Annotated in this window: 22 protein-coding genes and 1 pseudogene; 19 read left to right on the top strand and 4 right to left on the bottom strand. The window is 71.2% G+C overall.

Features of this window, described 5'->3' with window-relative positions; all coding sequences use genetic code 11:
* Positions 1-83: 83 nt before the first annotated feature.
* A complete protein-coding gene (locus tag MJQ72_RS10675) occupies positions 84-974 on the bottom strand; it encodes an alpha/beta fold hydrolase (RefSeq protein WP_240599016.1) in 891 nt (296 codons plus the stop codon).
* A gap of 81 nt (positions 975-1,055) precedes the next feature.
* Here MJQ72_RS10675 and MJQ72_RS10670 point away from each other — a divergent pair, with 81 nt between their 5' ends.
* Positions 1,056-1,664, top strand: coding sequence for a TetR/AcrR family transcriptional regulator (locus tag MJQ72_RS10670; protein ID WP_240599015.1), 609 nt, complete (start codon positions 1,056-1,058; stop codon positions 1,662-1,664).
* Here the strand turns inward: MJQ72_RS10670 and MJQ72_RS10665 are convergent.
* Positions 1,661-2,365, bottom strand: a complete 705-nt coding sequence (locus MJQ72_RS10665; protein ID WP_240599014.1) for a FadR/GntR family transcriptional regulator — start codon at positions 2,363-2,365, stop codon at positions 1,661-1,663. The two genes, MJQ72_RS10670 and MJQ72_RS10665, sit on opposite strands and share 4 nt — an antisense overlap.
* A 145-nt stretch (positions 2,366-2,510) precedes the next feature.
* Between MJQ72_RS10665 and MJQ72_RS10660 the strand changes: the two genes are divergently transcribed.
* The 4 genes from MJQ72_RS10660 to MJQ72_RS10645 are packed head-to-tail and all read left to right on the top strand — an operon-like array spanning position 2,511 to position 7,296.
* The gene (locus tag MJQ72_RS10660) at positions 2,511-3,788 is read left to right on the top strand and encodes an SLC13 family permease (protein ID WP_240599013.1); all 1,278 of its coding nucleotides are present in this window, start codon (positions 2,511-2,513) and stop codon (positions 3,786-3,788) included.
* 11 nt (positions 3,789-3,799) lie between these two features.
* Entirely contained in the window at positions 3,800-5,215 is a 1,416-nt protein-coding gene (locus MJQ72_RS10655) for an acyl-CoA synthetase (RefSeq protein ID WP_240599012.1), read from the top strand.
* Complete coding sequence (locus MJQ72_RS10650; protein ID WP_240599011.1) at positions 5,208-6,464, top strand: carboxyl transferase domain-containing protein; 1,257 nt, start codon at positions 5,208-5,210, stop codon at positions 6,462-6,464. Before MJQ72_RS10655 ends, MJQ72_RS10650 begins: the two co-directional genes overlap by 8 nt.
* Positions 6,465-6,474: 10 nt before the next feature.
* A complete protein-coding gene (locus tag MJQ72_RS10645) occupies positions 6,475-7,296 on the top strand; it encodes an SGNH/GDSL hydrolase family protein (protein WP_240599010.1) in 822 nt (273 codons plus the stop codon).
* On the opposite strand, the gene MJQ72_RS10640 is transcribed toward MJQ72_RS10645, so the two are convergent.
* Positions 7,277-8,209 carry a helix-turn-helix domain-containing protein gene (locus MJQ72_RS10640; protein ID WP_240599009.1) on the bottom strand — a complete coding sequence of 311 codons (933 nt, stop codon included), beginning with the start codon at positions 8,207-8,209 and terminating at the stop codon, positions 7,277-7,279. The two genes, MJQ72_RS10645 and MJQ72_RS10640, sit on opposite strands and share 20 nt — an antisense overlap.
* 99 nt (positions 8,210-8,308) lie before the next feature.
* Between MJQ72_RS10640 and MJQ72_RS10635 the strand changes: the two genes are divergently transcribed.
* Positions 8,309-9,325: a trans-acting enoyl reductase family protein gene (locus MJQ72_RS10635; RefSeq protein ID WP_240599008.1), complete on the top strand. Its 1,017-nt coding sequence runs from the start codon at positions 8,309-8,311 to the stop codon at positions 9,323-9,325.
* Positions 9,326-9,340: 15 nt separating this feature from the next.
* On the opposite strand, the gene MJQ72_RS10630 is transcribed toward MJQ72_RS10635, so the two are convergent.
* On the bottom strand, positions 9,341-9,871 hold the full coding sequence (locus MJQ72_RS10630; protein ID WP_240601295.1) for a M15 family metallopeptidase: 531 nt from the start codon (positions 9,869-9,871) through the stop codon (positions 9,341-9,343).
* A 154-nt stretch (positions 9,872-10,025) separates the two neighbouring features.
* On the opposite strand from MJQ72_RS10630, the gene MJQ72_RS10625 reads away from it, so the two are divergent.
* The 13 genes and pseudogenes from MJQ72_RS10625 to MJQ72_RS45040 form a co-directional block, all read left to right on the top strand.
* Positions 10,026-10,760 (top strand): response regulator transcription factor, encoded by a 735-nt coding sequence (locus MJQ72_RS10625; protein ID WP_315860849.1) that lies wholly within the window; start codon positions 10,026-10,028, stop codon positions 10,758-10,760.
* Positions 10,757-12,163, top strand: coding sequence for a sensor histidine kinase (locus MJQ72_RS10620; RefSeq protein WP_240599007.1), 1,407 nt, complete (start codon positions 10,757-10,759; stop codon positions 12,161-12,163). Before MJQ72_RS10625 ends, MJQ72_RS10620 begins: the two co-directional genes overlap by 4 nt.
* Complete coding sequence (locus MJQ72_RS10615; protein WP_240599006.1) at positions 12,160-12,621, top strand: GerMN domain-containing protein; 462 nt, start codon at positions 12,160-12,162, stop codon at positions 12,619-12,621. Before MJQ72_RS10620 ends, MJQ72_RS10615 begins: the two co-directional genes overlap by 4 nt.
* Before the next feature lie 304 nt (positions 12,622-12,925).
* Positions 12,926-13,675, top strand: a complete 750-nt coding sequence (gene dhbA / locus MJQ72_RS10610; protein ID WP_240599005.1) for a 2,3-dihydro-2,3-dihydroxybenzoate dehydrogenase — start codon at positions 12,926-12,928, stop codon at positions 13,673-13,675.
* A gap of 156 nt (positions 13,676-13,831) precedes the next feature.
* Positions 13,832-15,025 (top strand): isochorismate synthase, encoded by a 1,194-nt coding sequence (locus MJQ72_RS10605; protein WP_240599003.1) that lies wholly within the window; start codon positions 13,832-13,834, stop codon positions 15,023-15,025.
* Positions 15,022-16,644, top strand: coding sequence for a (2,3-dihydroxybenzoyl)adenylate synthase (locus tag MJQ72_RS10600; protein ID WP_240598999.1), 1,623 nt, complete (start codon positions 15,022-15,024; stop codon positions 16,642-16,644). The genes MJQ72_RS10605 and MJQ72_RS10600 overlap by 4 nt, the downstream gene beginning before the upstream one ends.
* The gene (locus tag MJQ72_RS10595; RefSeq protein ID WP_240598998.1) at positions 16,641-17,312 is read left to right on the top strand and encodes an isochorismatase family protein; all 672 of its coding nucleotides are present in this window, start codon (positions 16,641-16,643) and stop codon (positions 17,310-17,312) included. The genes MJQ72_RS10600 and MJQ72_RS10595 overlap by 4 nt, the downstream gene beginning before the upstream one ends.
* Positions 17,309-17,542, top strand: a complete 234-nt coding sequence (locus MJQ72_RS10590) for a phosphopantetheine-binding protein (RefSeq protein ID WP_016333892.1) — start codon at positions 17,309-17,311, stop codon at positions 17,540-17,542. The genes MJQ72_RS10595 and MJQ72_RS10590 overlap by 4 nt, the downstream gene beginning before the upstream one ends.
* Complete coding sequence (locus MJQ72_RS10585) at positions 17,539-18,393, top strand: siderophore-interacting protein (protein ID WP_240598997.1); 855 nt, start codon at positions 17,539-17,541, stop codon at positions 18,391-18,393. The genes MJQ72_RS10590 and MJQ72_RS10585 overlap by 4 nt, the downstream gene beginning before the upstream one ends.
* Positions 18,394-18,420: 27 nt before the next feature.
* Positions 18,421-19,425: an ABC transporter substrate-binding protein gene (locus tag MJQ72_RS10580; RefSeq protein ID WP_240598996.1), complete on the top strand. Its 1,005-nt coding sequence runs from the start codon at positions 18,421-18,423 to the stop codon at positions 19,423-19,425.
* Positions 19,422-20,405, top strand: coding sequence for an iron ABC transporter permease (locus tag MJQ72_RS10575; RefSeq protein WP_240598995.1), 984 nt, complete (start codon positions 19,422-19,424; stop codon positions 20,403-20,405). Before MJQ72_RS10580 ends, MJQ72_RS10575 begins: the two co-directional genes overlap by 4 nt.
* On the top strand, positions 20,402-21,424 hold the full coding sequence (locus MJQ72_RS10570) for an iron chelate uptake ABC transporter family permease subunit (RefSeq protein ID WP_240598994.1): 1,023 nt from the start codon (positions 20,402-20,404) through the stop codon (positions 21,422-21,424). The genes MJQ72_RS10575 and MJQ72_RS10570 overlap by 4 nt, the downstream gene beginning before the upstream one ends.
* Positions 21,421-21,866: pseudogene (locus MJQ72_RS45040) on the top strand (ABC transporter ATP-binding protein); the annotation flags it as partial. The gene MJQ72_RS10570 and the pseudogene MJQ72_RS45040, both read left to right, overlap by 4 nt.

Below are 21,866 nucleotides of genomic sequence, written 5' to 3'. Positions count from 1 at the left end.
GGCCGGTGCCGTCCGAGCAGTCACGCGTGTCGTCCATGCAGTCACGTGTGGCGTCCGTCTGATCACGGGTGCCGTCCGGTCTCTCAAAGAAGCTGCCGCGCCCATTCGGTGATCACGGCGGCGGTTTTCGCCGGTTGGTCTTCGGCCGTGTACGCGTAGCTGTCGGGAATGGTCTTCAACGGCGCGCCCAGCCGCTCGGCGAACCGGCGGGCGTGGGCGAGCGGGAACACGCGATCGTCGGCCGCCCACGCCAGCAGGATCGGCTTGGCGAAGGAGCCGGTGAGGCGGGCCGCCGCCTCGCGGCTGTACCGCGCGGACACGCTGCCGATGGCCTTGCGGCCGTCGTGGCGGATCGCCGGATCGGTCAGCACCGGGCCGATGAAGCTCTCCATGGCCCTGGCGTCGATCGGGTACTTGGCCAGCCAGCCGTAAGTGTTGCGCCAGCGCCAGGTGCGGCGGATCCGCAGCACCTGGTAGAGCGGCCGATATGTCGCCGGATGGGCGGCGGTCGCTTTGAGGAGCCCGAATCCGCCGGGCCCTGGCGGCCAGGAGCACTCCGGGGTTTCGCAGCTGTTGAGGACCAGGCGCGCGATCCGGCCGGGGTACGCCGCGGCGGCGATCTGGCTGTAGGCGCCGCCGGAATCGTTGCCGATCAGCGTGACGTCGGTCAGGTCGAGCGCTTCGAGGAACTGCGCGATCACGGCGGCCATCCCCGGCGGGCTCAGGTCGGCGTCCCGCCGCATCGGGACCAGATGGCCGCCCAGCGGCCAGTCCGGGGTGACACAGCGGAAAGCGGGGGAGAGCAGCGGGACGAGCGCTCGCCAGAGATTCGCGTTCACCAGGTAGCCGTGGACGAAGACGAGCACTGGCCCCGTCCCGGCCTCGTGGTACCGCACGGTCCCCGAGGGGAGTTCGGCCTCCTTCACGGCGCCCAGCCGGGGATCGCGCCAGCCGGTACCCGCCCAGTCCGTCATGGCCGCCGCCCTTTCTTGTAACCGTTGCAAGAACTGTAGCGTGGTTCTTGCAACGGTTACAAGAACCGCTAGGCTCACCGCGTGGACCCGCGCAAGGAACGGACCATCGCCGCGCTCCTGCGCGCGGCGGACGAGGTCTTTCGAGAACGCCCCGTCGACGACGTCACCGTCGAGCAGATCGCCGAACGGGCGAACGTCGCGGTCGGCTCGCTCTACAACCACTTCGGTTCGAAGGCGGGCCTGCATGCGGCGGTGGTGGAACGCGCGCTCCAGGCCGACCGCGAGTACATGGACCGCGCCTATGTCCCGGGCCGCACGCCGATCGAGCAGATCTACGCCGCGGCCGACGAGTACCTGGCGTTCTATCTGGCCAACCCCGACTACTTCCGGATGCTGGCGTTCCCCCGCGAGCCCGGCGGCTACGCGGCGGGCCACGAACTCGCCGAACGGCTCGCCCGGTCGGTCGCCGAGCAGAACTCGCGGCTCGTGCGCGCCCTGCGCGAGGGGATGGCGGCGGGCGACCTGCGAGACGTCGACGCCGACGAGGCCGCCACGGTGCTGTGGGCGGCCTGGAACGGCGTCATCAGCCTAGGCTGGCGGCCGGATGCCTTGCGCCGCGACAAAAAGCAGCTTCGCCGCCTGCTCACCGTGGCCACGGAGATCGCCGCGAAAGGCCTGCTCGCGCGTTAGTCGGCCTGCGGGTCCCAGGTCAGCAGCCGGACCTTGCTGACGGTCTGCACGTGCTCTCGCATCGCTTTCGCGGCCGCCTTCGGGGTGCCGGCTCGGATGGCCTCGGCGATCCTGCGGTGCTGGCTCAGCGAACGCCACGGCCTGCCGGGTTGCCGAAGCGACTCGTTCCGGCTTTCCGCGATCTGCGTGTCGATCGAGCGCATGAACTCGGCGAGGAGGGCGTTGTTCGCGGCCGCCGTGATCGCTTCGTGGAACCGGCGGTCGCCTTCGGCGCCGTGCCTGCCGTCTTCGATCTCGGACTTCATGAACTCCAGTGCCGCGTCGATGGCCGCGAGATCCGCGTCGGATCGCCGCAGCGCGGCCAGCTCCGCCAGCTTGGTCTCCAGCGCTTCACGGGCTTCGAGCACTTCCGGAAGCCGGCTGCGGCGGGCGACGAGTTCGTCGACCGGCTCGACGTCGAGGTGATCGTTGCGCAGGTAGGTGCCTCCGCCGTGCCGGGACTCCAGAAGCCCCTGCACTTCGAGCACGACGATCGCCTGCTTGATCGACGCGCGGCTGACCCCGAGCCGCTCGGCGAGGTCGCGTTCGCTGGGGAGCTTGTCTCCCGCGTGCAGGCCGGACTCCTCGACGTGCGCCTTGATCCGCTCGACGACCTGCTCGTAGAGCTTCGCCCGGTTCAACCGGCTCAACGCCTCCGGCACCCGGCCCCCTCCCTTGACTGGACAAGTGGCTAAGCCAATTTACCACTCATCTCTTGACAGGGTGAGCCACTCGCAGGGAAAGTGGCTCAGCCACTAGTCCACTCGGCCACTCGCCAGGGGGCTCCCGCCGTCAAGGAGGACGGTCATGTCCGCCCAGCTGATCTCGATCCTCGTCCTCGTGGTGATCTTCGCCCTCGCCACGACCCGTTCGATCAACATGGGGGCGCTCGCCTTCGCCGGCGCGTTCCTCGTCGGCACCCTCGCCGGTGGACTGGACACCGACGGCATCTTCGCCGGCTTCCCCGGCGACATCTTCGTGGTGCTGGTGGGGGTCACCTATCTGTTCGCCATCGCCAGGGCGAACGGCACCACCGACTGGCTGGTGGCCGCGGCCGTCCGGCTGGTCGGCGGCCGGATCGCGCTCATCCCGTGGGTGATGTTCGTGGTCACCGGCGCGCTCACCGCGATCGGCGCGGTGAGCCCGGCGGCCTGCGCGATCGTCGCGCCGATCGCGCTCGGTTTCGCCGCCCGCTACAAGATCAGCCCGCTGCTGATGGGCGCGATGGTGGTGCACGGCGCGCAGGGCGGCGGGTTCTCGCCGATCAGCGTCTACGGCTCGATCGTCAACGGGATCGTCGAACGCAACCACATCGACGGCAGTCCCGTGGTGCTGTTCTTCGCGAGCCTGGGCATGAACCTCGCCATCGCGGGCGTCCTCTTCGTCGTCCTCGGCGGGACCAAACTGCGCCGCCGCCAGCTCGTGACGGCGGGCGCCGGCGGAGCGGAGACCGACGAGGAACCGCTGCCGCACGAACAACGCATTCCCTTGGACGGGCCCAAGATCGTGACGCTGACCGGCCTGGTCGCGCTCGTCGTCGGCACCCTGGTGTTCGACCTCGACCCCGGACTGACCGCCATCACCGTCGCCGTCCTGCTGAGCGTCGCGTGGCCCAAGACCAGCCGTTCCGCGGTCTCCGAGATCACCTGGCCGACCGTGCTGCTGATCTGCGGTGTGCTGACCTACGTGGCGGTGCTGAAGGAGATCGGCACCATCGACTACGTCGGCAACGCGGTCACCACCGTCGGGATCCCGCTGCTCGCCGCGCTTCTCCTTTGCTACATCGGCGGTATCGTCTCCGCGTTCGCGTCTTCGGTCGGGCTGATGGGCGCGCTCATCCCGCTCGCCGTCCCGTTCCTGGCGCAGGGCACGATCGGGCCGGTCGGCATGATCGCCGCCCTCGCGGTCTCGGCGACGATGGTGGACGTCAGTCCCTTCTCCACCAACGGCGCGCTCGTCCTCGCCAATGCGAAGGACGTCGACCGCGACAAGTTCTTCAAACAGCTGCTGGTCTACGGGGCGCTCGTGGTGGCCGTCGTGCCACTGATCGCCTGGCTCGTGTTCGTCGTGCCCAACTGGGGCTGAGGAGGAGATCCATGCTGTCCGGACTGACCGCCGGGAACGACCGCGCCGCCCTGCGGTTCGGCGACGAATCCCTGACCTACGGCGAACTCGCGTCCGTCGCGGGCCCGCTCGCCGCCGGGCTGGCCGGTCGCACACGGGTCGCGGTGTGGGCGACACCGACACTGCGGACCTGTGTCGCGATCGTCGCCGCGCTGACCGCCGGGGTCCCGGTGGTGCCGATCAATCCGAAGGCCGGATCACGCGAACTGGCGCATATCGTCGCCGACAGCGCGCCGGATCTCGTGCTGGCCGAGCCGGATGCCGCGTTGCCGCCGGAACTCGGGGCGCTGCGGCGGGTTCCGATCGAGCTGGACACCGGAGGCACGCCATGGCGAGGCGGCGAACCGGATCCGGAGGCTCCGGCGTTCGTCATCTACACCTCGGGGACCACGGGGCCGCCGAAGGGGGTCCTCCTGCCGCGCCGGGCCGTGGCGTCGAATCTCGACGCGCTCGCCGAGATCTGGGACTGGACCGAAGCCGACGTCCTCGTGCACGCCCTCCCGCTCTTCCATGTGCACGGCCTGATCCTGGGCGTGGTCGGCCCGCTGCGTCGGGGCGGCTCGCTGCACCACCTCGGGCGGTTCTCGAGTGAAGCCGCCGCGAAGGAACTCGCCGGGGAAGGGACGATGCTCTTCGGTGTCCCGACGATGTATCACCGGCTGGCGGCCGACTGCGAGGCCGATCCCGCACTGGCCGCCGGGGTGGGCGCGGCGCGGCTGCTCGTCTCGGGTTCGGCGGCCCTGCCCGCGACCGATCACGAGCGGATCACCGCCGCGACCGGGCAACGGGTCGTCGAGCGGTACGGCATGACCGAGACACTGATGAACTGCGGCGTCCGCGCCACGGGTGACCGGCGGCCCGGCGCGGTCGGCCCGCCGGTGCCCGGTGTCGAACTGAGGCTGGTCGACGACGCCGGGGAACCGCTCGACGGCGAGACGGTCGGCGAGATCGAGGTCCGTGGGCCGAACCTGTTCCTCGGCTACCTGAACCGGCCGGACGCCACGGAAGCCGCGCTGCACGACGGATGGTTCAAGACCGGCGACATGGCGATGCGCGATCCGGACGGTTACGTGCGCATCGTGGGCCGCCGCGCCACCGACCTGATCAAGAGCGGCGGCTACAAGATCGGCGCGGGCGAGATCGAAAACGCGCTGCTGGAGCATCCGGGGGTCGCCGAAGCGGCCGTCACCGGGGAACCGGACGACGACCTCGGCGAGCGCATCGTGGCCTGGATCGTCCCCGCCGCGGACAAGCCGACGGCGGGCGAACTCGCCGACCACGTCGCCGGGCTGCTGTCACCGCATAAGCGGCCGCGTGTGGTGCGCTACCTGGAAGCGTTGCCCCGCAACGAGATGGGCAAGGTCCTCAAGCGGGCGCTCCATGACTGACCCGCTGGGCTGGGACGGTTACGCCGATGCGCTGGCCCGCGCCAGGGAACGTACGGGCACGGACGAGTCGGTCGTCTGGGAGCGCGCGAAGATCGGCGGCCACGAGGTCGTGACGATCCGCTTCGAGTTCGGTTTCCTCGGCGGCTCGGTCGGCACCAGGACCGGCGCGCTGCTCGAAGAGGCGCTTGATCAGGCCCGCTTACACCGGCTTCCCGTCGTGTCCCTGTTGTCCACGGGCGGCACGCGGATGCAGGAAGGTGTTCCCGCGCTGCGGCAACTGCAACGGATCGCGCGCGGTCTCGCGCGGTTGCGGGAAGAAGGACTGCCGCACATCACCGTCGCGCGGCACCCCACCACCGGCGGGGTTTGGGCGTCACTCGGCGCCGACGCCGATGTCGTGCTCGCCGTGCCCGGCGCCCAGGTGGGCTTCGCCGGACGCCGGGTCCGGCCGCCGCGGTACGCCGACGATCCCGCTTATACGGCGGAAAACCAGTTCGCGGCCGGATATGTCGACGAACTGGTGGCCGAGGAGGCGATCGCCGACCGGCTGGAGGTCTGGCTCGGCCTGCTGACCGGCGGTTCCCGGAACCGTCCGGCGGATCTGCCTCGCGCGCTCGGCGCCCTCGATCCCGCGCCGGACGGCTGGCGGGCCGTCGAGCGTGCCCGATCGGCGGACCGGCCCCGCGCGGACGCCTACCTCCGCGACTACTTCGACACCCGCGTCACCCTCCGAGGCGGTGCCGACGACGGCGCCGTCTGCGGGATCGGCAGCCGGGGCGGACGGGCGATCGCGTTCGCGGCGCAGACCGGGACGGCGACCGCACCCGGCGGTTTCCGGTCGGCGACCCGGCTGATCCGTCTCGCCGACCGGCTGGGGCTGCCGGTACTGACACTCGTCGACACCCCGGGCGCGGCCGCCGATCCGGCGGCGGAGATAGGCGGCGCCGGGAACGCGATCGCCGGACTGTTCGGCACGATCGCGTCGGCGCAGGTGCCGATCACTACCCTGGTGATCGGTGAAGGAGGATCGGGCGGCGCGCTCGCCTTCTGCTCGGCGGACCGGATCTGGCTCACCCCGGACGCCTGTTTCTCCGTCATCGCCCCGGAACTGGCGGCCGGGATCCTCAAGCGGGGCCACGAAGACGTCCCCGCGCTCGCCGACGCGCTCAAGCCACGCCCCGAAGATCTGCTCGCCCTCGGTGCCATCGACGGCATCGCGGGACCGGAACCGGTCACCTTCGTGAGATAAGGGGTTCGACATGTTCAAGCGGATATCCGCCGCGGTGCTCGCCGCGGCCTCGCTCGGTTTCCTGGCCACCCCACCCGCACAAGCGGACGCGCCCGCCCGCTACGTCGCGATGGGCAGTTCCTTCGCGGCGGGGCCGGGAATCCCGCCACAACAGCCCGGAACCCCGGCGGCGTGCGGACGTTCGACGAAGAACTACGCGAGTCTCGTCGCCGGGGAACGCGGTCTGGCCCTCACCGATGTCACCTGCAGCGGCGCGACGACGGCGAACATCCTCACCACCGGGCAGGCCGGGCAGCCGCCGCAGATCGAGGCCGTCACCCGGGACACCCGGCTCGTGACGATCACCATCGGCGGCAACGACGTCGGCTATGTCGGGAGCCTGTTCGCTTACGGCTGCCAGAACACCGGCGGCACGAACTGCGGCCAGGTCGACCGAAACGCCGTCCGCACAGCGCTCACCACCGTGCACGAGAAGATCGGCGCCGTCATCGAGGCGGTCCATCGCCGCGCGCCGCGGGCACGCGTGCTGGTCGTCGACTACCTGACGATCGTGCCGGGCACCCGGCCCGCCTGCGACGGCGTCCCGCTCACTCCGGAGCAACTCGCCTTCGAACGCGAGGTGGCGGACCGGCTGGCGGCGGCGACCCGGCGGGCGGCGCGCGACGAGCGGGCCACCCTGATCCCGGCGGCCGCGGCCAGCGCGGAGCACGACGCCTGCGCCGCCGTGCCGTGGATGGAGCGCTACCCGGCCGCGCAGGGCCGCGTGCCGTACCACCCGAACGAGGCCGGGATGGCGGCCGTCGCGGACCTGATCACGGCACGTCTGCGTTAGTCGCGCGGAAGGTGCGCCGGTAGGTGTCCGGCGGCACGCCGACGGTCCGGTTGAAATGCCGCCGCAACGTCGCGGCGGTGCGCATCCCGGTGGCCTCCGCGATCAGGTCGACGCTGTCGTCGGTCCGCTCCAGGAGTTCCTGCGCGCGGCGGATGCGCTGGATCAGCAGCCAGCGCAGCGGCGTCGTCCCGGTCGCCGACCGGAAATGCCGGGCCAGGTTGCGGGAACTCATGGTGGCCTGCCGGGCGAGGTCCTCGACGGTCAGCGGCCGGTCCAGCCGTTCGGTGATCCAGGGGAGCAGCCCGCCGAGCGGATGGTCGTCCTGGTCGGGCACCGGGGTGGTGACGAACTGGGCCTGCCCGCCCGCGCGGTGCGGCGGGACGACCAGGCGCCGGGCGACGGTGTTCGCGGCCGCCGACCCGTGGTCGCGACGGACCAGGTGCAGGCACAGGTCCATCGCGGCGGCCTTGCCCGCCGAGGTGAGCACGCTGCCGTTGTCGACGTAGAGGACGTCCGGATCGACCTCGACGGCCGGATACCGGGCGGCGAGGACATCGGTGTGCGCCCAATGTGTCGTCGCGCGGCGGCCGTCGAGCAGGCCGGCGGCCGCCAGGACGAACGCGCCCGTGCACAGGGAGGCGACCCGCGCGCCCGCTTCGTGGGCGGCGCGCACCGCCTCGACCAGGTCCGCGGGCGGATCGACGTCGATGTCGGCCCAGCCGGGGACGATGACGGTGCCGGCGCGCGCGAGGCTTTCGAGCCCGTGATCCGGTTCGAGCAGGAAGCGCCCGACCTTCACCGGCTTCGAGCCGTGGACACCGAATTCGTACAGGCCCGTGTCGAAGACCTCGTGGGCGATGGACAGTTCGAACTGCAGCATGCCGTCCGTGGCGGCGAGGGCGACCGTGCTCATGTCCGAAAGTGTACGCATGATGGCGTTCCGGACACTGTCGATCGGCGGGCTCCGTGGACAGGATGGTCCACAGTGGATCAACCGAGGGCAGGAGAAACCATGGGTACGTACGACGTCGCGGTGTTCGGGGCCTACGGGCACACCGGGCGGTTCGTGGTGGCGGAATTGCGCGAGCGCGGATTCGGCGTGCTCGCCGTGGGGCGCGACGAGACCAAGCTGCGCGGCCTGCCTTGGCCCGACGTCGAGATCCGGCAGGCTTCGGTCGGCGACGCGGGTTCGCTCGACCGCGCGTTAGCGGGCGCGGACGCGGTGATCAACGCCGCCGGACCGTTCGCCGACACCGCCGCCCCGGTGATCGAAGCGGCGCTGCGGGCGGGCATCCCGTACCTGGACGTGGCCGCGGAACTCGAAGCGAACATGGACACCTTCGCGGAATTCCGCGACCGGGCCGAGGGCGCGACGGTGATCCCGGCGATGGCGTTCTTCGGCGGGCTCGGCGACCTGATGGTCACCGCCGCGATGGGCGAGTGGACGTCCGCGGACGAAGCACACGTCGCCTACGCGTTGAGCAGCTGGCATCCGACGGAAGGGACCCGGGCGGCGGGGAGGGTCTCGCGGGAACGGCGCGACGGCAAGCGGATCCGGTTCTCCGGCGGCCGGATCGAACGCCGTGACGACGCGCTGCCGGAGCTGGACTGGGATTTCCCCGCACCGCTCGGGACCCGTGCCGTGCTCGGCGAGTTCACGATGGCCGACGTCGTTACCGTCCCGAGCCATCTCGACATTCCCGAAGTGACCACGTACATGACCGTGAACGCGGCTCGGGAGGTGGTGACGCCCGAGACGCCGACCCGCGCCGCGGACGGCCCGTCTTCGCAGGAGTTCGTGGTCGACGTCGTCGTGCGGTCCGGCGGTGAGGAACGGCGGATCGTCGCGCGGGGGCAGGACATCTACGCGATCACGGCACCGTTGGTGGTGGAGGCCGCCGAGCGTGTGCTCGACGGGCGGACCAAGGCGACCGGGGTCGTGTCGGCGGGCGAGATCTTCGACGCGGCCGGCTTCCTGGCGGCGCTGGCACCACGGGTGACGGTGGAGGGGTTCGGAGTTCCGGTGTGAGTGGCGCGATCCGGTTCACCACGGCCCCGGCTGTTCGCTGGTACGCGAGTGCGTCATCCGCCAGCCGGGATGCGGCAGCCGCGCGGGCGGGGCCTCGCCGGGCCGGTACTCGAAGTGCCACCATTCGTTGTCGTAGATCCGGTAGAGCGCGAAGCGGGCGCCATGGTCTTCGAGCCACTGCGCGCCCTCACGCGGCCGCACATCCAGCGCGGTACCGCTGACGTGCGCGGAATCCTGGGGCGGCAGGACACGCTTTCCCCCTCGCCCGGCCTCGTCGAGGAACAGCCGATGCTGCTCGGCCGCGTCCCGATGCCCCGAGGTGACGCCGAGAAGCGTGCGATGCCGCCAGAACGCCTCGGTCCTGGCGTCGGCGAACGCGGCGAGCGTTCCGGCGGTGAGCCCGGCGAGGTTCTCGGCGGGGAACCGGAGCGAAAGCGCCCATCCGCAGGCGAGACGGCGGGCCTGGCCGGGGGAGGCCAGCCACGCCGGGATCAGCAGCAGTACCGCGAGGACGCGGGTGATCGCGGCGAGCACGAGTTCCTTCATGCCGTCAACGGTCGCCGCCGCCTGTCCGAACCCGATCGCGGCGACGTGCGCGGACGCCGACGAAAATGTCACCGTTCCGCACGGATCGCGCCGTGACGCAACGATGACATTCCGTGGACGTCCCGCGGAAACAGGATGGGCATCATGGCGTGTCATGGACGAGCGGATTCCGTCCGGCGCTGCGATAGTCGTCGGCATGCCCAGGGTGCTGCTCATCGAGGACGATCAGGCCGTGCGTGACGGGCTCAGCATGGCGCTGGGCGGACGTGGCCACGCGGTCGACGCGGTGGCCACCGGCGAGGAAGGGCTCGCCCGGCTCGCGTCGCGCCCGCCGGACATCGTGGTGCTGGACCTCATGCTGCCCGGACTCGACGGCTTCGAGGTCTGCCGCCGGATCCGCGCGGCGGGGGATCTGCCGATCATCATGCTCACCGCGCGCAACGAGGACATCGACGTGGTGGCCGGGCTCGCCGCCGGCGCGGACGACTACGTGGTCAAACCCGCCAGGGCCCAGGTGCTGGAGGCGCGGATCCGCGCGGTGCTGCGGCGGACCGGGCAACCGGCGCCCGCGGTGCCCGCACAGACCGAGATCGAGCGCCACGGCGATCTCGGCATCGACCGCGCCGGGCTGACGGTGACCAAGGCCGGCGATCCCGTCGCCCTCGCCCCGACCGAGCTCCGGCTGCTGCTGGAACTCTCGCAGGTGCCCGGCCGGGTGCTCAGCCGCCAGTACCTGCTGGAAAGCGTGTGGGAGCACGGCTACTTCGGCGACTCCAGGGTCGTCGACGCCTGTGTGCAGCGGCTCCGCGCGAAGATCGAGGACGACTCGTCCGCGCCGGTGTACGTGCAGACGGTCCGGGGATTCGGCTACCGGTTCGGGCCGCTGTGAAGTTCTGGGGTCTGCGGACACGTCTGCTGGTGGCGTTCAGCCTGTTGGTCGTGATCACCGCCGCGACGGTCGCCGGCGGCACCTATGTCCAGTCCCGGACACTGATCCTCCAGCAGGCACAGGACGCCACCGCCCGCGTCCTGGTCGACAAGGCCACCGCGCTGTATCCGCTCGGCCCGCTGCCGCCGAGCGACGGGACGCTGCACCGGATCAGCGGGGAACTGGCGGATCGCGACCTGAACTCCCTGGTCTTCTACGAGGACAAGGCGGTCGGGAGCGAGCAGATGCGAGCGCTGATCTCGCCGGAGCTCCGGGCGGAGGTCAAGTCGGGGTCGGTCGCCTGGCAGCGGGTCATGTCCGAAGGGACACCGATGCTGGTGGTGGGAACCGCGTTCACCGTCGTCCTTCCGAACGGCAAGCGGCAGGCCTCCGGAATCGAGGCCTACGTGGCCCGCTGGCTGGTACCGGAGCAGCAGAACATCGGTGAACTCGCCGCCCGGGCCTGGCTGATCGGCGGCGTGGCGCTGGTTTTCGCCATCGGGCTGGCGCTGCTGGCCGCCCGCGGGGTCCTGCGGCCGGTGCGGGAGCTGGGCGACGCGGCGCTGCGGCTGGGCAAGGGTGATCTGCGGGCCAGGGTCAGCGTCCGCGGCTCGGACGAGCTGGCCGGGGTGGCGCGGACGTTCAACGAGACGGCCGAGTCGCTCGAACGCCACGTCGGCGAGCTGGAACGGATGGAATCCGACGCGCGGCGGTTCGTCGCCGACGTCTCGCACGAACTGCGCACCCCGCTGGCCGCGATGACCGCGGTCGCGGACGTGCTGGAGCAGGAGGCGTCGAGGCTGCCCGGGGACGCCGGGCGCGCGGCGAAGATGAGCATCGAGGAGACGCACAATCTGACGCGGCTGGTGAACGACCTCATCGAGGTCTCCCGCTTCGACGCCGGGGCCGCCGCGCTGGCACCGGAAGAAGTCGACGTCGCCGAGGTGATCGCGGCGAGCCTGCGCATCCGGGGCTGGACGGGCGAGGTGGAGGGAGACCTGCCCTCCGGCATCTTCGCCGAGTGCGATCCGCGGCGGGTGGACGTCATCGTGGCGAATCTGGTCGGGAACGCGTTGCGGCACGGGGAAAAGCCCGTCACGCTCCGGCTTTTCGAAGCGGGGGAGCAGATCACGCTGGAGGTCTCGGATCGCGGTCCCGGGCTGGCGTCCGACGTGCTGCCGCATGTGTTCGACCGGTTCTACAAGGCGGATTCGGCCAGGACGAGGTCCGGGGGCAGCGGGCTCGGGCTGGCGATCGCCTGGGAGAACGCACGTCTGCACGGCGGCACCTTGAGCGCGGCCAACGGTGCCGACGGTGGCGCGGTGTTCACGTTGCGCCTGCCCCGACCGGGAGCGACGGCATGAGGAAGACCTGGCTCGCGGTGCTTCTGCTCGTGGCGGTGGTCGCGGGCTGCGGTGTCCGGCCCAGCGCCGTGATCACCGGTGCGCCCGCACCGGCGGGCCCGGCCAACGCCGCGGTGCTCTACTTCCTGTCCGGCGGGCAACCGGTCCGGGTGCTGCGCCCGCTCGCCGACGAGTTGTCCCCGGCGAGCCCGCTCGACCTGCTCGCCGCCGGACCGGACGAGAGCGAGCGGGAACGGCATTACACCACCGAAGTCCCGCCTGGAACCGCGGTGCTGGACCAGACGCCCGCGCCGAACGGGATCACGGTGACCCTCTCGGTCGGCGTCGCCCGGCTGTCGGCGAGAGCGGTCGACCAGATCGTGTGCACCGCCAGGGATTCCCTCGGCGGCAGCGCGCAGATCACGTTGCGGGGCGAAGGATCCGTGCGCGGTCCGCTGTCGTGTCCCTTGCCCGGCTAAGCGATCTCGCGTGCTCGAACACGGAACTCGCGTGCTTGAAGGCGTAACTCGCGTGCTCAGGCGCCGCACACCCGAGTTACGCCTTCAAGCACGCGAGTTACGCGTCTGATCACGCGAGTTACGTCTTCCGGCCGGCTGCTTCCTAGGGCCGAGGCATACGCCGGCGGCGTGTACCACGGCATTTTTGCCGTCTCGCGCCAAGATCGGGAGTGGCCCGAATCACCGGTGTCGGTCCCTCGCTTTGCCCGGCCCGGCCCGCTAGCTTAGGCAAGGCTAAGCAAACGGGATGTAGGGTGGTCGTGGGGTGGACGGGATCGGGGGCAAGGTCGCGCTCGTCACCGGAGGCGCGCGCGGGATCGGGGCGGCCGTCGTGGACGGGCTCGCCGAGGCGGGCGCGATCGTGGCGGCGGTGGATCTGGCCGAAGGCGCTTCCCGGGATGGGGTGACCTCGTTCGTCGCGGACGTCGGTGATCCCGCCGCCGTCGCGCGGGTGGTCGGCGAGGTCGAAAGCGAACTCGGGCCGATCGGGATCGGCGTGTCCGTCGCGGGTGTACTGAAGCCCGGGTCTGTCTGCGACACGAGCGACGAGGACTGGGCGGCGACCTTCGCGGTCAACTCCACCGGCGTCTTCACCGTGCTCCGCGAGACTTCCCGCCGGATGCTTCCTCGCCGCAGCGGCGTTTTGGTGACGGTCGGGTCGAACGCCGCCGGAGTCCCGCGCACCGGGATGGCGGCCTACGCCGCTTCGAAGGCCGCGGCGACGATGCTCACCCGCTGTCTCGGGCTCGAACTCGCCGGTTCCGGTATCCGCTGCAACATCGTCTCGCCCGGCTCGACCGACACCGATATGCAACGTCTACTGTGGACGGACGAGAACGGCGCGGACCGTGTCATCGCGGGAAATCCGGAGCAATACCGTGTCGGCATACCACTGGGCCGGATAGCCGAACCCGCCGATATCGCAGACGCCGTACTGTTTTTGGCCTCCGACCGCGCGCGGCACATCACGATGCAGAACCTCTACGTCGACGGCGGCGCGACGCTCCGCGCGTGATCTCGATGACGCAACGAAGACTTTTCGGGTCCGTACGATTAGGTTAGGCTAACCGAAAAGGCGGGTCCGGGGGTTGCGTTCCGCGCCGAGATGAGGCACTGCGACACCACAAGAGTGCCGACCTGGTCAGTAGTATTCGCGAAAGGGAATCCAGTCGTGTCCTCACCTGCACCGGCCCGGCCAAGGCCGGTCCATCAGGCGGCCGATCTGCTGGCGGCGTACCTGCCCGGATCGTTCTACTACTCGTCCGCTCGAGGATCGCTGCTCGCCGACGGGGTGTACGCCCCGGTCCACGCGGCGCCGGGCAAGCGGGCCCGTGCGGCCGCCGAAGTCCTCGACGCCGCTCTCGTGGCGGGGGTGACCGAACCCGTCGTCGTCGGCGCGATCGGATTCCGGCCCGACGCGCCGAGCAGCCTGGTGGTGCCCGCCCTCGTGCGCAAGGCAGGACCGCCGAAGGCGAGTGGTCCGGTCGCCCCGCTCGGCGGGAACTGGACGGTGTCGCCGCGGCCCGCGCCAGAGGTCTACACCACTGCCGTCGCCAAGGCGCTGGACGAGATCCGCGACGGTGACCTCCGTAAGATCGTGCTGGCCCGCTGCCTCGACGTCACCGGCGGCGACCCCGTCGCCGTGCCGCGGTTGCTGGCCCGTCTCGTCCACGCCGACCCGGCGGCCCACGCCTTCGCCGTCGACGTCAGCGCGCCGGGGGATCTCGCGCCGCGCACCCTGATCGGCGCGAGCCCGGAACTCCTGGTTTCCCGCCGCGGTCGCGTCGTCACGGCCAATCCGCTGGCGGGATCGCGGCCCCGCGTCGCCGACGAAGCCGAGAACGCCCGCCGGATCGACGATCTGCTGGCGTCCGAAAAGGACCGTGACGAACACGCCCACGTCGCCGCCCAGGTGGCCGAAGTGCTGGGCCGGTTCTGCGTCGACCTGGACGTCCCCGCCGAACCCGAGGTGATCGGCACGCCCACGATGTGGCACCTCTCGACCAAGATCAGCGGACGCCTCGCCGACGCGACCGACGCCGGTTCGTCCGCGCTCGGACTGGCCGAGGCATTGCATCCGACACCCGCCGTCTGTGGCGTCCCGACCGCGCTCGCCCGCGACACCATCGCCGCGCTCGAACCGGAGGATCGCGGCTATTACGCGGGTCTCGTCGGCTGGACCGATCAGGACGGCGACGGCGAATGGGTCGTCACGATCCGCTGTGCCGAAGTCCGTGACCGGACCGTCCGGCTGTTCGCCGGCGCGGGAGTGGTGGCGGGTTCCGATCCGGCGGCCGAACTCGCCGAGACCGGCGCGAAATTCGGCACCATGCTGCGGGCCCTCGGTCTGGAGGGAGTGGAATGACCGCCGACCACGTGCCCTGGCCGCCGGAAACCGCCGCGCGCTACCGGGCTTCGGGATACTGGCGCGGCCAGACCTTCGGCAACCTGCTGACCAGCCTCGCCGAGGCCTACGCCGAGCGCCTCGCCGTGATCGGCGAGAAAGCCCGCTGGACGTTCGCCGAACTCGACGAACGGGCGCACCGGCTCGCCGCCGGATTCGCCGGGGCCGGGATCCAGGCCGGCGACCGGGTCGTCGTGCAACTGCCGAACGTGCCGGAATTCGCGTCCGTCGTGTTCGGACTGTGGCGGGCGGGCGCGCTGCCGGTGTTCGCGCTGCCCGCGCACCGCGCGAGCGAGCTGCGGCATTTCGCCGAGCAGAGCGAGGCCGCGGCGATCCTGACCGTCGGCGAACACGAACGGTTCGACCACGCGGCCATGGCACGCACAGTCGCCGCGGAAATCCCTTCGGTGCGCAACGTGTTCGTCGTCGGCACGGAGGAATTCGCCGTACTCGAAGCGGCGACTCCGCGCGCCCTGCCGGATCCTGATCCCGCCGGTGTCGCGTTCCTCCAGCTGTCCGGCGGAAGCACCGGATTGCCCAAGCTGATCCCGCGCACGCACGACGACTATCTCTACAGCGTCCGGGAAAGCGCCCGGATCTGCGGCCTGCGCCCGGAAAGCGTGTACCTGGCCGCGTTGCCGGTCGCGCACAACTTCCCGCTCAGCTCGCCCGGCCTGCTCGGCGCGCTGCACGCGGGCGCGGCGACGGTGTTCGCGCCACGTCCCGACGCCGACACCGCGTTCCGGCTGATCGAAGCCGAGGGCGTGACGATCACCGGGCTCGTGCCGCCGCTGGCCGCCGCGTGGGCGCAGGCGGCCGCGCGGACCACCCGCGATCTGTCCTCTTTGGACGTCCTGCTGGTCGGCGGTGCGAAATGCGCCCGTGAACTGGCCGAGAAAATCGGGCCCGCGCTGGGCTGCCGTCTGCAGCAGGTGTTCGGCATGGCCGAGGGGCTCGTCTGCTACACCCGGCTCGACGACCCGGACGAGTACGTTCTCGCCACACAGGGACGGCCGATCTCGCCCGACGACGAGATCCGTGTCGTGAACCCGGACGACCCACTGTCCACTTCGGACGACGTCGTCGCGGCGGGGGAGGTCGGCGCCCTGCTGACCCGGGGGCCGTACACGATCCGCGGCTACTACCGCGCGGCCGAGCACAACAAGACCGCGTTCACCGAGGACGGTTTCTACCGCACCGGGGATCTCGTGCGGCAACACCCGTCCGGACATCTGGAAGTGGTCGGGCGGGCCAAGGAACAGATCAACCGCGGTGGCGAGAAGGTGGCCGCGGAAGAGGTCGAGAACCACCTGATGGCCCATCCCGGTGTACTCGACGCCGCCGTCGTCGCGGTGCCGGACCCGTACCTGGGCGAGCGGACCTGCGCCTACGTCGTTCCCGCGGCCGGTGCCGAGCCCGCCGCGGCGGAGCTGCGCCGGTTCGTCCGCGAGCGCGGGGTCGCGGCGTTCAAGGTGCCCGATCTGGTCCAGGTGGTGCCGGAGTTCCCGGTGACCGGCGTCGGCAAGACCAGCAAACGCGAGCTGCGGGCGGCATTGGCCGCCTTGGCGAAGGAGAAGTGAACGTGTCACTGCCCAAGATCGAGCCCTACGCCCTCCCGACGGAGGCCGAGCTGCCCGCCGGACGGGTCGGCTGGAAGCCCGACGCCGCCCGCGCCGCGCTGCTGGTGCACGACGCGCAGCGGTACTTCCTCGCGCCGTACGCGGGATCCCCGGTCCCGGAGATGGTCGCGAACATCGCCGCGCTGGCCGACGCCGCCCGCGCCGCGGGTGTGCCGGTGTTCTACACCGCGCAGCCCGGCCACCAGGCCGCGGAGGACCGCGGCCTGCTCACCGAGTTCTGGGGCGACGGCATCGGCGCGGTCATCGAGGACGACCCGGCCGCGGCCGATGTGGTGCCCGAGCTCGCCCCGAAGCCGGGGGACAAGGTCCTGACGAAGTGGCGCTACAGCGCGTTCCAGCGCAGCACGTTCACCGAGCAGCTCGCCGAAGCGGGCCGGGACCAGCTGCTGATCACCGGTGTCTACGCGCATATCGGCTGCCAGGCCACCGCCGTCGAGGCGTTCATGCGCGACATCCAGCCGTTCCTGGTCGGCGACGCGGTCGCGGACTTCTCCCGCGAACGCCACGACCAGGCCTGCGAGTACGTCGCCCAGCGCTGCGGCGCACTGACCACCACGGCCGCCGCGCTCGCCGCGCTGGCCCCGATCCACGCCGGAGCACAGGGATGAGCTTGACCGTCGAGAAGATCCACGCCGACGTCGCCGAACTGCTCGGCTGCGACCCGGCCGAGCTGAAGCCGGAGACCGACCTCACCGATCTCGGCCTCGACTCGATGCGGATCATGGGCCTGGTCGAGCAGTGGCGCACCGAGGGCGCCGACACCCTGGAGTTCGCCGACCTCGCCGAACAGCCGACCCTCGGCCATTGGACGCGGGTCCTCACCGGGAGCACCGCGTGAGCCGCGCCGATCATCGCCACCGGCATCTGGAGCGCATCGCCGAAGTCCGGGCGGGACGGCACGCGGAAAAGGTGCCGTATCCGATCCGCATCCGGCAGGCCGAGGTCGTGCGCACCGAAATGGTCGGTTCGGGGCTGCTCCGGGTCACCCTCGGCGGGCCGGGAACGGCGGGTTTCGAGGCGCATTCACCCGACGAACACGTGAAGATCCTGTTCCCGGAGCTCGACGCCGAGCCGCGGCTCCCGGTGCAGGACGGCGACATGCTGCGCTGGCCGAAGCCGTCGCCGACGTCGCGCGAGTACACGGTCCGCCGGTACGACCCGGCTTCCGGGGAACTCGACCTCGACGTCGCGCTGCACGAAGGCGGGCTCGGTTCCGGCTGGGCCGAGAAGGTCACGCCCGGCACCCCGGTGCACGTCGCCGGCCCGCCCGGCGGGCTGATCGTGCCGCACACCTACGACCGGTACCTGCTCGCCGGTGACGTCACCGCGCTTCCCGCGATCGCGCGCTGGCTCGAAGAACTGCCGCGTACCGCCGCGGGCTGGGCGTTCATCGAGGTCACCGACGCGAGCGAGGAGATCGAGCTGTCCGCGCCCGAAGACGTCGAGGTGCACTGGCTGTACCGAGGCGACGTCGCGCCGGGCGCCTCCGACGTCCTCGCCCGTGCGGTCCAGACGATCGAGGTCCCCGCGGGCGAACGGCTCTACGCCTGGGTCGCCGGTGAAGCGGGGCAGATCAAACCGCTGCGCCGCTGGCTCAAGAACGACCTCGGGCTCGGCAAGGACGACCACGACGTGACCGGCTACTGGAAACGCGGCGTCGCGGACTTCGACGACGAGCACGACCACTGATCCCCACCAAGAAGAACGAGGAAACCCATGCGCACCACTAGAACCCGACGCCTCGCCGGAGCGATCGCGCTCGCGCTGACGGTCGCGACCGCGGCCACCGCCTGCGGTGCTGGCGACGACGGCAAGGCCGCCGACGGCGGTCAGACCCGGGTGTTCGCGGCCGACAACGGCCAGATCACCATCCCGGTCTCGCCGAAGCGGGTCATCGCCACCGGCTACGCCGTGCCCGCCCTGCTCGAAGCGGGCGCGCCGCTGGTCGGGGTGTCCAGCTGGAAGCGCGGGATCCCGCTGTTCAACGAGCAGGAGCGCAAGAAGTACGACGAGCTGGCGAAGGTCGCGGGCGAGTCGGCGTCGGAGACGAACTACGAGGCGATCGCGCAGGCGGATCCAGACCTCATCGTGATCGGCGTGCCGAAGCCGGTGCTCGCCGACATCGACATCAAGCGGCTCGAAGCGATCGCGCCGGTCGTGGCCATCGGCCCGTCGGTGCCGTCGATGTGGCGCGAGCTGTCGCGCAAGCAGGCCGACGCCGCCGGTGCGGCCGCCGGGTTCGACGCGCTGAAGACCGCGTACGACACCAAGGCCAAGGGACTGGCCGAGAAGTACAAGGCCGTGCTGCCGCAGCTGAAGCTGGGCCACGTCGGTGCCTACGGCGAGGTCGCCAAGGGCAACTTCCAGCGTGAGTTCAACGGTTCCTGGGGCACCAACGTCGCGCAGGACGTCGGCGCCACCTACTACGGCCAGGTCAAGGTCAAGGGCGGCGGCTCCAAGGACGTCAGCGAGTACCCGTCGATCGAAGAGCTCTCGACCGCGTTCGCCCAGGCCGACGCCATCACCTACTCGGTCGCCGCCGACGGTTCCGTGCCCGCGCCGGTCAAGTACGTCCTCGACTCGCCGCTGTGGAAGGAACTCCCCGCGGTGAAGGCGGGCAAGGTCTACCCGTTCCGCTACACCGAGGCCGCCACCTACCGCGCCGCGACGTCCACTTTGGACGCCGTCGACCAGGCGTTCGCGCCGCTGCTCAAGAAGTGACCACCACCGGGCGGTCCGCGCTGCTCGGCGCCGCACTGCTCGGGCTCGTCGTGGTCGCCGTGCTGAGCGTCGGCATCGGCGCGCACGCCATCGCCCCCGGCGAGGTCGTGCGTGCCCTGCTGGGCGAAGGGAATCCGAGTGACCGGGCGGTGGTCCTGGACATCCGGATGCCGAGGGCGGTGCTGGCGATCGGGGTCGGCGCGGCGCTCGCCGTCGGCGGGGTGCTCGTGCAGGCCTTGTCCCGCAACGCTTTGGCCGAACCCGGCGTACTCGGCGTGACCGCCGGGGCCGGGTTCGCCATCGCGGTGGGCTCGTCGTTCGGTCTCGCCGCGTCGGCGCCCGCCGAACTGGGCCTGGCGGTGCTGGGCGCGCTCGGCGCGTCGGCACTGGTGTACGCGGTCGGCAGCAAGTCGCCGCTGCGGCTGGTGCTTGCCGGGACCGCGTTGAGCGCGGTGCTGCTGGGCCTGACCCTCGGGCTGCGGCTGCTGTTCCCGGACACCTTCGACGTCTACCGGTTCTGGTCGGTGGGTTCGCTGGCCGGCCGGGAACAGGCGCCGACCACGGTCCCGCTGATCGTCATCGGCCTGTCCCTGCTGGGCGCGTTCGCGGTGAGCCGCCAGCTGAACGCGATCGCGCTCGGCGAGACGGTTGCGCATACGCTCGGCGCGAACGTCGCCCGCGTCCGGACGATCACCCTGCTGCTGATCACGCTGATGGCGGGCGCGGCGACCGCGCTGGCCGGGCCGATCCTGTTCGTCGGGCTGATCGTGCCGCATCTGGCCCGGCGGGTGGCGGGTGCCTCGATCCCGTGGCTGATCGCGTTCGCCGCGCTGCTCGGCCCGGTCCTGATGCTGGCCGCGGACGTCGGTTCCCGGGTCCTGTTGCCGACCGGCGAGGTGCCGGTCGCGATCGTGACCGCGTTCCTCGGCGGCCCGGTGCTGATCTGGGCCGTCCGCAAATACGGGGCGGCGCCACTGTGAACGCACTCGTCCTGCGGCGCGGGCGGTTCTCCGCCCGGATCGAACGCCGCACCCTCGTCTTCCTCGTGGCGATGCTGGTGGTCATCGCCGGCTTGACCCTGCTCGGGCTCTGCTACGGCGCGGCGTGGGCGAGTCCCGCCCGTGTGTTCGCCGCGCTCACCGGTTCGGGTGGCGGGCCGGGCGTGGTCATCCGCGAATGGCGGCTGCCCCGGGTACTGGCCGGGCTGGTGTTCGGTGCCGCGCTCGGCCTGGCGGGCGCGATCTTCCAGAACGTCACCCGCAACCCGCTCGGCAGCCCGGATGTGATCGGTCTCGACGCCGGCGCCTACACCGGCGCCCTGTTCGCGATCACCGTGCTCTCGGGGACGTCGACGCAGCTGACCATCGGTTCGGTGCTCGGCGGCGTGATCACGGCGGCCGTCGTCTACGCGTTGTCGCTCGGCGGCGGGCTGTCCGGGCTGCGGCTGATCGTCATCGGGATCGCGATCAACGCGATGCTGACCGCGCTCAACTCGTGGATCGTGCTGCGTGCCGAACTCGAGATCGCGATCGCGGCCGTCGGCTGGAACGCCGGTTCCCTCAACGGGGTCGGCTGGGACGACGTCGCCATCCCGTTCGGGGTGCTCGCGGTGCTGTTCGTCGTGCTGTTCACGAGGGCACCGGCGCTGCACCAGGCCGCGCTCGGTGGCGCGCTGGCGGTCACCACCGGCGTCCGCTGGGACCGGCTGCGGCTGGCCCTGGTGCTGATCGGCGTCGGCTGCACGGCCACGGTCACCGCCGTGGCCGGTCCGATCGCGTTCATCGCGCTGGCGGCACCGCAGATCGGGCGGCGGCTGGCCCGCACGCCCGGTATCGCCCTGCTGCCCGCGGCCCTCACCGGCGCCGTGCTGCTGACCAGCGCCGACCTGGCCGCCCAGATGTTGCTCGCGCCGGAATCGCTGCCGGTCGGTGTGGTCAGCACCGTGATCGGCGGCGGCTACCTGATCTGGCTGCTCACCAAGGAGGTTCGGCGCATATGAGTGCCCGCTTGACCGCTCGCGACCTGACCCTGCGCTACGGCGACCGGGTCGTGTCGACCCGGCTGAGCCTCGACGTGCCCGACCGCGCGTTCACCGCCGTCGTCGGGCCGAACGCTTGTGGCAAGTCCACCTTGCTGCGCGCGTTCGTCCGGCTGTTGCGGCCGTCCGACGGCGACGTCCTGCTCGACGGCAAGGACGTCGGTTCCTTCCACGGCAAGGGTTTGGCGCGGGAACTCGGTTTCCTGCCGCAGGATCCGGTCGCGCCGGAGGACGTGCGCGTCCGGCAGCTGGTCGCGCGCGGCCGGTTCCCGCACCAATCGCTGTTCGCCACCTGGTCCGAAGAGGACGAACGCGCGGTGCTCGACGCGATGACCGCGGCCGGGGTGGCGGGCTGGCCGACCGGCCGGTGCAGGAGCTCTCGGGCGGGCAGCGTCAGCGGGTG

This window comes from Amycolatopsis sp. EV170708-02-1 (genome assembly GCF_022479115.1).
Classification (GTDB): domain Bacteria; phylum Actinomycetota; class Actinomycetes; order Mycobacteriales; family Pseudonocardiaceae; genus Amycolatopsis.
The sequence above is the reverse complement of the archived record's forward strand: the minus strand, read 5'-3'. Positions and strand labels throughout refer to the sequence as shown.